The organism is Nocardia sp. NPDC049220, assembly GCF_040647855.1.
Classification (GTDB): Bacteria; Actinomycetota; Actinomycetes; order Mycobacteriales; family Mycobacteriaceae; genus Nocardia.
Genome location: NZ_JBEZDA010000001.1, coordinates 1,218,973 through 1,230,508, shown reverse-complemented (window position 1 = coordinate 1,230,508; position 11,536 = coordinate 1,218,973). Strand labels below are relative to the sequence as shown.

Here is an 11,536-nt window from a genome sequence, read left to right as displayed (position 1 = left end):
AGCCACGCGGGTCACCTCATCGGCGAACGAGGACAACGTGTCGACCATCGTATTGATGGTGTCCTTCAGTTCCAGGATCTCCCCACGAGCATCCACCCGGATCTTCTGCGACAAATCCCCCTGCGCGACCGCGGTGGTGACCTGCGCGATCGAACGCACCTGGTCGGTCAGATTGTCCGCCATGACATTGACCGACTCGGTCAAGCCCTTCCAAGTACCGGACACACCCTTCACATCGGCCTGGCCACCCAGCCGCCCCTCGGTACCGACCTCACGAGCCACGCGGGTCACCTCATCGGCGAACGAGGACAACGTGTCGACCATCGTATTGATGGTGTCCTTCAGTTCCAGGATCTCCCCACGAGCATCCACACGGATCTTCTGCGACAAATCCCCCTGCGCGACCGCGGTCGCGACCTGCGCGATCGAACGCACCTGGTCGGTCAGATTGTCCGCCATGAAGTTCACCGACTCGGTCAACCCCTTCCAGGTGCCCGAGACGCCGAGCACCTGAGCTTGGCCACCGAGCCGCCCCTCGGTACCGACCTCGCGCGCGACACGGGTCACCTCATCGGCGAACGAGGACAAGGTGTCGACCATCGTGTTGATCGTCGACTTCAGTTCCAAGATCTCGCCACGGGCGTCCACGGTGATCTTCTGCGACAGGTCACCCTTCGCCACCGCGGTCGTCACCTCCGCGATAGACCGAACCTGTGCCGTGAGGTTGCCCGCCATGATGTTCACCGATTCGGTGAGGTCCCGCCATGTTCCCGACACCCCTGGCACCTGTGCCTGGCCCCCGAGCCGTCCCTCGTTGCCCACCTCCCGGGCGACCCGCGTCACCTCGTCGGCGAACGCCGAGAGCTGGTCCACCATCGTGTTGATGGTGATCTTCAGCTCCAGCAACTCTCCTTTGACATCCACCGTGATCTTCTGCGACAGGTCGCCCTGCGCCACGGCGGTGGCCACACCCGCGATGTCACGGACCTGAGCGGTCAGGTTGTCCGCCATCGCGTTCACCGACTCGGTAAGATCCTTCCACGTGCCCGACACCCCGGGAACCGAAGCCTGACCACCGAGCTTGCCCTCGGTGCCCACCTCCCTCGCGACCCGCGTAACTTCCGTGGTGAATAGGGAAAGCTGGTCCACCATGCCGTTGAACACGGTGGCGATCTCGTCCAGAAGCGGATCACCAACCTCGGGCAGGTACCGCCGGAAGTCACCGTCGCGCACCGCCTTGAGCCCGTCCAACAAAGGCTGCAGTCGCTCGTCGCTTACCCGGTCCGTGGTCGCGGTGTTCTGGACCATCGGTGTACCTGCCTAACTTCGTCTGCGTGGCCGGTCATATCCGAGGTCGACGTCGAAGCAATTCTCGCCGGCGGCGACTCGACGGATGACGTCGAGCAAGTCGTCGAACATTCCGGTCTTGAGCACCAATCCGGCACCACCCGCGGCCATCACCCTGTCGACCATCGCCTGGTTGGCGTCTCCGGTGAAAACCAGCACCCGGGTCTGCGGGGACGCTCTGCGCAGCTGCCCGATCGCGTCGATTCCGTCGCCGTCGGGCAGCCGACGGTCGAGCAGAATCACATGCGGGTGGTAACGGCCGGCAGCGCCGATCACGTCCTCGATCGACCTGGCTATTTCGATGACATCGATGTCGTCGACGAGTTCGAAGGCGGAGTCCAACGCCATCACCACCATAGGGTGATCTTCCGCCACCAACAGCCGTGTACGGCCGGGGTCGACATCAGCCGACATGGACCCATGTTACGTCGATGCCGTCCCGTTGCTACCGAATTGCCCGAGTTATATGTCTGAGCGCCATTCTTCGATCGAATTTCATTGTGCAATATTTGGTTCGCTCGGTGATCCAGGTCGAGTTTCTTCGAGCTCGCACCGACAATCGCGATACGGGTGGGGATGGTGGGCCGCGGCCAGCTGCTGATCTGCGGCGGGCCGGCGGTGGCAGCGGGCGCCGGTCCGGCGGCAGTGCCCACCGTCCGCGGACCGCCTGCCGAAGCACGCACGCCGACATGGGAAGATGGAGGATGTGCTGCGCTGGATAACTGCCGGAGAATCCCATGGTCCCGCCCTCGTCACCATCCTCGAGGGGATGGTGGCCGGCGTCGAGGTGACGTCCGACGAGATCTCCGCGCAGCTGGCCCGGCGCAGGCTGGGGTACGGGCGCGGCGCGCGGATGAAGTTCGAGGCCGACAAGGTGACCGTCGTCGGTGGTGTGCGGCACGGTCACACGATGGGCGGTCCGGTGGCCATCGAGATCGCCAACTCCGAGTGGCCGAAGTGGACGACGGTGATGTCGGCCGATCCGGTCGATCCGGCCGAACTCGCCGAACTGGCCCGCAATGCGCCGCTGACCCGGCCGCGCCCCGGTCACGCCGACTACTCCGGCATGCTCAAGTACAACTTCGACGACGCCCGCAATGTCCTGGAGCGCGCCAGCGCCAGGGAGACCGCCGCACGCGTGGCGGCGGGCACCGTCGCGCGCAACTTCCTACGCCAGGCATTCGGCGTCGAGGTCGTTTCGCACGTCGTCTCGATCGGCGGCGCGCAGAACAGCACCGGCATCGTGCCGTCGGCCGCCGACCTCACCACGGTCGACGCGAGCCCGGTGCGCGCATTCGACAAGACCGCCGAAGCAGCGATGATCGCGGAGATCGAGGCAGCCAAGAAGGACGGCGACACCCTCGGCGGCGTAGTCGAGGTGGTCGTCGAGGGTCTCCCGGTCGGCCTCGGTTCGTTCATCAGTGGCGAGAACCGTCTGGACTCGCGGCTCGCCGCCGCGCTCATGGGTATCCAGGCCATCAAGGGTGTCGAGGTCGGCGATGGCTTCGAGACCGCGCGGCGGCGCGGCAGCCAGGCGCACGACGAAATGCGTCCCGGCCCCGACGGTGTGCTGCGCTCCACCAACCGCGCGGGCGGGCTCGAAGGTGGCATGACCAACGGCGAGGCGCTGCGGGTACGCGCCGCGATGAAGCCGATCTCCACCGTGCCGCGGGCACTGTCCACCGTCGACATGACCACCGGCGACGAAGCGGTTGCCATCCACCAGCGCTCGGACGTTTGCGCCGTGCCCGCCGCGGGCGTGGTCGCCGAATCCATGGTGGCGCTGGTCGTCGCGCAGGCCGCGCTGGAGAAGTTCGGCGGCGATTCGCTCACCGAGACCACCGAGAACATCACCAGCTACGTCAAGCGGATCAGCACCCGCCCGCACGTCGGCGCTCCGCAGATAACCATGGACAGTCGGTCACAATGATCGTGCAGACCGACCCGCGCGCCCCGCGCGTGGTGCTGGTCGGACCGCCCGGGGCGGGGAAATCCACGATCGGCCGCAAACTCGCCAGGGAACTCGGTGTCGAGCTGTACGACACCGATGCCGGGATCGAGCGCGAGACCGGTCGCACTATCCCGGAGATCTTCGCCGAGGACGGTGAACCCGAGTTCCGCAGGATCGAAGAGCAGGTGGTGCGCCGCGCCATCCTGGCCGAACGCGGAGTCGTCTCGCTCGGTGGCGGTGCCGTACTGTCCGCGAACACCAGGGCGCTGTTGCGCAACCGTACTGTCGTCTACCTGGAAATCAGCGTGGCCGAAGGGCTTAGGCGCACCGGGGCGAGCATGCAGCGTCCGCTGCTCAACGACGCGGATCCCAGCGCCAAGTATCGAGAGTTGATGCGCACCCGCCGCCCGCTCTACCGCGAGGTGGCGACTACTCGGCTGCGCACCGACGGCCGCAGCCCGGGGCGGGTCGTCCGAATGATCATGACCAAGCTCGGGATGGAGCCGGTCGAGTCGACCGCGTCCGGGCTGGACCACAAGCAGCAGCCGGCCGGAATACCGCAGGGCAGCAGTCGATCCCGGGCTCGGCGGCGAGCCAGAGCCCGAGCGGCCGCCCAGCGCAAGGCCGCCGAACAGGGCAAGCCCACCGACACCGCGACAAACCCGGCAGCGGAACCCGGTGCGACCGTCCGACCTCGGACCCGTGGAGGCAGCGCCGACACCGGCGACCCGAACGCCGCGGACGGAGCCGGTTCCCGCGACAGAACGGCATCCGGCAGCCGCACCAGACGCGCCCGTGCCCGGGCACGCCAACAGTCGGCGTCAGCAGCACAGTCAGCACCAGTAGCAACAGAATCGGAGCAAGCCACGTGACAGAGCCGAGTCGTCTCGAAGTCCGGACCGCCGACCCGTACCCGGTGATCATCGGCCGCGGGTTGCTCGGCGAACTCGTCGAGTCGGTCAGCGGTGCGTCCGCGGGCGTGCGTACCGTAGCGATCCTGCACCAGCCGCCGCTCACCGAAACCGCCGAAGTCGTGCGGAAGGCCTTGGCCGACAACGATATCGACGCACACCGCATCGAGATTCCGGATGCCGAGGCAGGCAAGGACCTTCCCGTCGCCGGGTACTGCTGGGAAGTGCTCGGGCGAATCGGCCTGACCCGCAACGACGTCGTGGTCAGTCTGGGTGGCGGCGCGGCGACCGACCTCGCCGGTTTCGTCGCCGCCACCTGGATGCGCGGGGTGCGCATCGTGCACGTCCCGACCACGCTGCTGGCCATGGTCGACGCAGCTATCGGCGGCAAGACCGGCATCAACACCGAAGCGGGTAAGAACCTGGTCGGTTGCTTCCACGAGCCCGCCGCCGTACTCGTCGACTTGGCCACGCTGGAAACAGTGCCGCGCAACGAGATCGTGGCGGGCATGGCCGAGATCATCAAGGCCGGTTTCATCGCCGATCCGGTGATCCTCGACCTGGTGGAGCGCGATCCGGAGGCCGCGCTGGACCCGGCCGGCGATGTGCTGCCCGAACTGATCCGCCGCGCGATCCAGGTGAAGGCCGACGTGGTCGCGGCCGATCTGAAAGAGGCAAGTCTGCGCGAGATCCTCAACTACGGCCACACCCTCGCCCATGCGATCGAGCGGCGGGAGCGGTACCGCTGGCGGCACGGGGCCGCGGTGGCCGTCGGACTGGTTTTCGCCGCCGAACTCGGACGCCTCGCGGGCCGTCTCGATGATGCCACCGCTGATCGGCACCGCGCGATCCTGGCCTCCGTCGGGTTGCCGACCAGCTACGACGCCGAGGCCCTTCCGCAATTGCTCGATGCCATGCAGACCGACAAGAAGACCCGTTCGGGTGTGTTGCGCTTCGTGGTACTCGACGGTCTGGCCAAGCCCGGCCGCCTGGAGGGACCGGACCCGGCCCTACTTGCCGCGGCGTACTCGGCGATCGCTCGCGAGGACAGCCCGTCGAGCGGCGGTTCGGTCCTGTTGTAGCGCGCACGGCCCAGCCACCGCACCAACGGTCCGCACACCCAACAAACGGCGCGCCCCGCACTGGGGCACGCCGTTTCTCGTCGAGTCAGAAGGCCGCGGATTCGTGCGGCGGCGCAACGGGCCGTCGTTTCGAGCCCTGTCGACCGGCCAGCATCCGGCCGGTACCGACGCCGACCAGCGCGGGCACGAAGATCAGCAGGATGATGAAGGACGCGCTGGCGGTCAGTTCGAAAAGCAGGCCGTTGTCACCGAGGTCGAAGCGGGGTGCCCAGTCCAGCACCCAGGCGCCCAGCCCGCTGCCGACACCGCCCGCGACGGCGGCCTTCAACCACAGCAGGGTCAGATCGGAACCGTGCTCCAGGCGTGAGCCGGTGACCCGGTTCGCACGGCCATCGAGCACACCCCAGGACACAATGGTCGCGACCAGCACGATCAGGCACACGATTCGCATCCACGCGCCGTGCGTCGGCCAATACACCATCGCGAAACCCAGCGCGGCACGCAGCGCAACCACCAGCGCGCCCAGCACGACGGCCCGCAGCACCCAACCGTTCATGCCGACCACCATAACCCCGCACTACCTGGTTCCTCACTAGAACCCGTACCAGTTATGTGGCTGTTCAGCCTGGTCGGCACCGGCTCCTGCGCTACGCCACACCCGCCAGCGCGGCGGCCATCGCAGCGCGCGGAGCCGGTTGACCAGTGAATTGCTCGACCTGCCCGAAGGCCTGGTTCAGCAACATCTGCAGTCCGCTGACCACGGTGTGCTCGGCGCGCTCGACCGCTTCGGCCAGCGGGGTCGGCCATGGGGCGTAGATCGCGTCCAGCACGACGGGGGCAGCTGCCACCGCGTCCGCGACCGCCGCGGCAGCGGTCGCGGGGACCGTGCTCACCACGGCGCCCGCCGCGGCGCAGGCCGCGCCGATCGCCGCAGCATCGAAGCCGATCAGGGTGGCGGCCATCCCGAGGCGCTCCGCGAGTTCCAGTGCGCCACGCGCCCGCCCAGCATCCCGCGCGATCACTGTGACCGCCTCACCACCCAGCTCCGATATCGCCAGCAGCGCGGGCCGAGCGGTACCGCCCGCGCCGAGCACCACACCCTCGGCCAGTTCGGTGATCCCACCACTGCGGAGAGCGCCGAGCACCCCGTCCACGTCGGTGCAATCCGCCCGCCAGCCGTCCGCGATGCGGACAAGCGTATTGGCCGACCCGACCAGCACTGCCCGTTCGGTTCGCTCGCTGGCGTAGGCGAGCGCGACTTCCTTGCCCGGCATGGTCACCGAGAGCCCGACCCACTCCGGACCGAGCCCGTCGACCAGCCCGGGCAGCTGCTCGGCCGAGCACTCGACGCGGTCGTAAGTCCAGTCCAGCCCGAGCGCACGGTAGGCAGCCAGGTGCAGCTGCGGGGAACGGGAATGCTTGATCGGTGTGCCGAGCACCGCCGCCTTCCGATTACCTGCCACTGTCCAGAATCCCACTCTGCCTTGCCTTCTCGATATTGCGCAGGTGCTCCTGATAGCTGTCGGTGAACAGGGTGGTGCCCTGCTTATCGACAGTGACGAAATATAGCCAGGGGCCGGGCTCCGGATTCTCCACGGCGCGCAACGCGTTGAGCGAGGGCGCCGAGATCGGCGTGGCGGGCAGGCCCGCCATGGCGTACGTGTTCCAGGGATTACGCGTGGCTCGGTCGGAGTCGGTAGTCGCGACCTCGGTGCGGTCCAGGGTGTAGTTGACCGTCGAGTCGAACTGCAACGGCTGATCGACCCGCAACCGGTTCAGGATCACGCGCGCCACCTTGGACATGTCCTGCGGCAGCGCTTCCCGCTCGACCAACGAGGCCGCGACCAGCGTCTCGTAGGGGCTCAGCTTGGTCTCGGAGCCGGACTGCAGCAATCCGGTGCCCTCGTAACTGCGGGCGCTGGCGGTGACCACCTGCGCGAGGATCTGCTCCGGCGTGCCGCTCGGATCGAAATCCCAGGTGCCGGCCGCGATCAGGCCCTCGAGCTGCCTGCTGTGGTCCGGGACGTCGCGCAGGTCCTGCGCCGCCCAGCTCGGCACTCCGAGCGCTGCCGGATCCATCTTCGCGCCGGCGGCGTCGAGCTGCTCGTAGGTCACGCACTTCTGGGTCGGCCCGGTCCCGATACAGCTGGCGTCCGCGATCTTGCGATAGATGCCTTCCTTGCGCGAGCCGGTGTTCACATCCTGTTGGTCATGCAGCTGGCGCCCCTCGGACACCACCAGGTTGCCGACTCGTGAGGTCTTGGCGATCAGCGCGATCACCGCCTCCGCGGCCGAACTGCGACTGGGGATCGCGTAGTACCCGGGCTGCACCGCGCTCATATTCGAATTGCGCACGGCCGCTTGAAAGAACGCGCCCGTGCTCGCGACGACACCCTTCTCGACCATGGTCGCGGCGATCTGCTGTGAGGTGTCACCCGGCTGCACGTGCACCACCACGAGCGGGCCCGCGGGCCCCGCATAGTCCTCTGGGCCGCCGAGTCCGTCGACCAACTTCATCCCCGCGAACACCGCGGCGCCGGTGAACAGCAGCACGAAGACACCGGTGATGACCCACAGGTTCCTACGACGCTTCTTGCGCTCGGCCGCCTTGCGCGAGGAAGCCCGGGAACGCTTGCCGCGCTGTGAGCGCCCGGCGCGCTCCTGCTGCGCCCCTTTCGGGCGGCGTGGCGACTCCTGACGACCCACTCTCCGCGGACCCTGGGTTTCGGGCCGCCGGGCAGGGCGTCGCGGCGGCTGCGGCTCGTCGTATTCGTCTTCGTACTCGTCCTCGTACTCATCCTCGACGTAACGCGGGATGACGGACGTGTCGTATTCGTCGTAGTCGCGGCCGCCGGTGCGACTGTGCGCATGCGCGGCCTCGTCCTCGTGCTCAGCCCAGGCCTGCTCGTCTCTTCGGTAACGCCGATCAGCTTCGCGCTGTCGAAACAGTTCCTCGGCCCGCGCCCACCGATCGGTCATGCATCGTCCCCCGACGACACAGAACGTCCCGCTTCCACCGACCTCAACACCGCACTCCGTTCGTCCAACCATCCCTGCAGGATCGACACGGCCGCCGCCTGGTCGATCACCTGCCGCTGGCCACGCGCGCGAACTCCGCTGTCCCGCAATGCACGTGCAGCTGACACCGTAGTCAAACGTTCGTCGGAAAGCCGCACAGGCACCGGAGCGATGGCAGCCCGCAACCTATCGGCGAACGCGGTCGTCAGCGTAGCGGCAGCCCCCTTCTCCCCGCGCAATGTTCGTGGCAATCCCACGATGACCTCGACAGCTTCATACTCCCGCACAATTTCGGCAATCCTCCCGATATCGGGAGCAACCGCGTCCGCGCGCTGATTCCGCTTCGCGCGCGGCACGGTCTCCACCGGGGTGGCGAGGATACCGTCAGGATCGCAGGCAGCGACGCCGATCCGGACGCTGCCGACGTCGACGCCGATCCGTCTGCCCCGACCTGGATCGGCGCCGGGCTGCGGCCGATCGGCGTCGGGTGACGCCGACCTCTGCGGACTTCCAGGGTCGCCCATCACCCGGCTAGTTCAGCCACCCGGAGGCGGACCGCGGCCAGCCCCGCCGGAATACCGGACGGATCCGAACCGGCGCCCTGCGCCATCTCCGGCTTACCACCACCGCGCCCCGCGATGCTCGAACCGAAACTACCGACCAGATCCCCCGCCTTGACGCCGAGTTCCTGGGCGGGCTTGTTCACGGTCACCACGAACGGCACCTTGCCCTCAGCGTTCCCGAGCAGCACCACCACTGCGGGCTCACTACCGAACCGGCCACGGATATCGGTGGCCAGCGTCCGCAGATCGCCCGCGGGAATGCCCTCGGGTGCAGCTACAGCGACCAGCAGTAAGCGGCCGATCCGCTCGGCCTGCTCGACATAGGCGCTCGCCGAGGACAGCACGGCAGCCATTTTGGTCCGCTCGAGCTCCTTCTCGGCGGCCTTGAGCCGCTCCACCAGCTGCTCAACCCGTGCGGGCACCTCGTCGGAAGGCACCTTCAGCGACGACGCGACACCCGCCAGCAGCGCCCGCTCTTTGGCCAGGTACTGGTAGGAATCCAAACCGACGAACGCCTCGACGCGTCGTACGCCGGAGCCGACCGACGATTCACCGAGAACCGTGATCGGGCCGATCTGCGAGGAATGCTGCACGTGCGTGCCACCGCACAGCTCCGTCGAGAACGGGCCGCCGATCTCGACGACGCGGACCTCGTTGCCGTAATTCTCGCCGAACAGCGCGAGCGCACCCATCTGCTTGGCCTTCGGCAGGTCGGTGACAAAAGTGTTGACCGGGAAGTCGGCGCCGACCGCGTCGTTGGACACGGCTTCGATGTCGGCCCGCTGCTGCTCGGACAGCTGGCCCTGCCAGTTGAAGTCGAAGCGCAGGTAGCCTGGCTTGTTCAGCGATCCCGCTTGCACAGCGTTCGGGCCGAGCACCTGACGCAGAGCGGCATGCACCATGTGCGTGCCGGAGTGTCCCTGGGTCGCGCCGCGCCGCCATGCCGGGTCGGCTTGGGCCAGCACCACATCACCCTCGGTGATCTGGCCCTGCTCGACCGTGGTCTTGTGCACCCACAACTTCTTGGCGATCTTCTGCACATCATTGACGCGCAGCTTCAGGCCCGCGGCGGTTATGCTGCCGCGGTCGGCGATCTGACCGCCGGACTCGGCGTACAGCGGGCTGCGGTCCAGAATCACCTCGACGTCGCGCCCGGCGGTCACGGTCGGCACCCGTACACCGTCGGCGATCAGGGCGAGCACGGTGGCCTCCGAAGTCAGCTCGTCGAAGCCGGTGAATTCGGTGGCGCCACGATCGACCAGTTCCTTGTAGATCGTCAGGTCGGCGTGGGCGTGCTTGCGGGCCTGCGCGTCCTCCTTCGCGCGCTGACGTTGCTCCGCCATGAGCGCGCGGAAGCCGTCTTCGTCCACCGAGAGGCCCGCCTCGGCGGCCATCTCCAAGGTCAGATCGATCGGGAAGCCGTAGGTGTCGTGCAGGGTGAAGGCATCCGAACCGGCGATCGTCTTGCCGCCCTTGGCCTTCACGGTGGCCGCGGTGTTGTCGAACAGGGTGGAGCCGGTGTTCAGCGTCTTCAGAAACGCCGTTTCCTCACCGACCGCGACAGTCTCGATACGGCGGAGGTCGGTGGACAACTCGGGGTAGGCCGGCGCCATGAGGTCGCTCACCACGTTCATGAACTCGCTCATCACCGGCTTCTCCGCGCCGAGCAGGCGGGCCGAGCGCACGATGCGGCGCAGCAGACGGCGCAGCACGTAGCCGCGGCCATCGTTGCCGGGGTTCACACCGTCGGCGATCAGCATCGCGGCGGTGCGGGCGTGGTCGGCGATCACGCGGAAGCGCACGTCGTCCTCGTGCTGCACGCCGTAGGAGCGGCCGGTGAGTTCCTCGGCTTTGTCGATGATCGGGCGCAGCAGGTCGGTCTCGTAGACGTTGTCCACGCCCTGCAACAGCAGCGCGATCCGCTCGACGCCCATGCCGGTGTCGATATTCTTCTTCGGCAGCGACCCGACCGGCGAGTGCCCCTGCTTCGGGCTCAACTCACCACGGATGTCCTGCATGAACACCAGATTCCAGATTTCCAGGTAGCGGTCCTCATCGGCGACCGGTCCACCGTCTCGGCCGTGCTCCGGGCCGCGGTCGTAGTAGATCTCCGAGCACGGGCCACCCGGTCCGGGCACCCCCATGTCCCAGTAGTTGTCCTTGCCGTCGCGGAATTGGATCCGCTCCTCGGGGATACCGGCGACCCGGCGCCAGATCTCGGCCGCATCCGGGTCATCCTGGTACACGGTCACCCAGATCCGCTCCGGATCGAATCCGTAGCCGCCTTCGTCCTGAGGTTTGCTGATCAACTCCCAGGCGAGGGTGATCGCCCCCTCCTTGAAGTAGTCACCGAAGGCGAAGTTCCCCGCCATCTGGAAGAAGGTGTTGTGCCGTGTGGTGACACCGACCTCTTCGATGTCGCCGGTGCGGACGCACTTCTGCACGCTCGTCGCCCGCGCGTAGGGCGGCGCCTCCTGACCCAGGAAGTACGGCTTGAACTGAACCATGCCTGCATTGACGAACAGCAGGTTCGGGTCGGCCAGGATCAGCGAGGCACTCGGCACCTCGGTGTGGCCGGCACGGAGAAAATGGTCCAGAAAGCGCCGTCGGATCTCGTGGGTCTGCACAGATATCCAGCCTACCGGTGCCGCGCACGCGATTATT

9 protein-coding genes and 1 pseudogene are annotated in these 11,536 nt (G+C 67.4%); 3 read left to right on the top strand and 7 right to left on the bottom strand.

Annotation, left to right across the window (positions count from 1 at the left end; all coding sequences use genetic code 11):
- On the bottom strand, window positions 1-1,308 hold a 1,308-nt coding region (locus tag AB0C34_RS05445; RefSeq protein ID WP_357067670.1), incomplete at its 3' end, for a HAMP domain-containing protein.
- 12 nt (window positions 1,309-1,320) lie between these two features.
- The gene (locus AB0C34_RS05440; protein WP_357067668.1) at window positions 1,321-1,761 is read right to left on the bottom strand and encodes a response regulator transcription factor; all 441 of its coding nucleotides are present in this window, start codon (window positions 1,759-1,761) and stop codon (window positions 1,321-1,323) included.
- Window positions 1,762-2,053: 292 nt separating this feature from the next.
- On the opposite strand from AB0C34_RS05440, the gene aroC reads away from it, so the two are divergent.
- The 3 genes and pseudogenes from aroC to aroB all read left to right on the top strand — a co-directional run bounded on the left by aroC (window position 2,054) and on the right by aroB (window position 5,291).
- Entirely contained in the window at window positions 2,054-3,277 is a 1,224-nt protein-coding gene (gene aroC / locus AB0C34_RS05435; RefSeq protein ID WP_357068519.1) for a chorismate synthase, read from the top strand.
- Window positions 3,274-3,918, top strand: a pseudogene (locus tag AB0C34_RS05430) (shikimate kinase); the annotation flags it as partial. The gene aroC and the pseudogene AB0C34_RS05430, both read left to right, overlap by 4 nt.
- A 248-nt stretch (window positions 3,919-4,166) precedes the next feature.
- Window positions 4,167-5,291 carry a 3-dehydroquinate synthase gene (aroB, locus tag AB0C34_RS05425; protein ID WP_357067666.1) on the top strand — a complete coding sequence of 375 codons (1,125 nt, stop codon included), beginning with the start codon at window positions 4,167-4,169 and terminating at the stop codon, window positions 5,289-5,291.
- Window positions 5,292-5,376: 85 nt separating this feature from the next.
- On the opposite strand, the gene AB0C34_RS05420 is transcribed toward aroB, so the two are convergent.
- From AB0C34_RS05420 to alaS, 5 genes are all read right to left on the bottom strand, one after another.
- Complete coding sequence (locus tag AB0C34_RS05420; RefSeq protein WP_357067664.1) at window positions 5,377-5,847, bottom strand: B-4DMT family transporter; 471 nt, start codon at window positions 5,845-5,847, stop codon at window positions 5,377-5,379.
- Window positions 5,848-5,938: 91 nt separating this feature from the next.
- Complete coding sequence (locus tag AB0C34_RS05415; RefSeq protein WP_357067662.1) at window positions 5,939-6,754, bottom strand: shikimate dehydrogenase; 816 nt, start codon at window positions 6,752-6,754, stop codon at window positions 5,939-5,941.
- The gene (gene mltG / locus AB0C34_RS05410; protein ID WP_357067660.1) at window positions 6,744-8,270 is read right to left on the bottom strand and encodes an endolytic transglycosylase MltG; all 1,527 of its coding nucleotides are present in this window, start codon (window positions 8,268-8,270) and stop codon (window positions 6,744-6,746) included. The genes AB0C34_RS05415 and mltG overlap by 11 nt, the downstream gene beginning before the upstream one ends.
- Window positions 8,267-8,833, bottom strand: coding sequence for a Holliday junction resolvase RuvX (gene ruvX, locus AB0C34_RS05405; RefSeq protein WP_357067658.1), 567 nt, complete (start codon window positions 8,831-8,833; stop codon window positions 8,267-8,269). Before ruvX ends, mltG begins: the two co-directional genes overlap by 4 nt.
- Window positions 8,833-11,499 (bottom strand): alanine--tRNA ligase, encoded by a 2,667-nt coding sequence (gene alaS, locus AB0C34_RS05400; RefSeq protein ID WP_357067656.1) that lies wholly within the window; start codon window positions 11,497-11,499, stop codon window positions 8,833-8,835. The genes ruvX and alaS overlap by 1 nt, the downstream gene beginning before the upstream one ends.
- Window positions 11,500-11,536: the final 37 nt, after the last annotated feature.

Excerpts from the sequence above, each read along its gene's own strand:
- AB0C34_RS05440 (WP_357067668.1), bottom strand. The coding sequence starts at position 1,761 with ATGTCGGCTGATGTCGACCCCGGCCGTACACGGCTGTTGGTGGCGGAA.
- AB0C34_RS05420 (WP_357067664.1), bottom strand. The coding sequence starts at position 5,847 with ATGAACGGTTGGGTGCTGCGGGCCGTCGTGCTGGGCGCGCTGGTGGTT.
- mltG (WP_357067660.1), bottom strand. The coding sequence starts at position 8,270 with ATGACCGATCGGTGGGCGCGGGCCGAGGAACTGTTTCGACAGCGCGAA.
- ruvX (WP_357067658.1), bottom strand. The coding sequence starts at position 8,833 with ATGGGCGACCCTGGAAGTCCGCAGAGGTCGGCGTCACCCGACGCCGAT.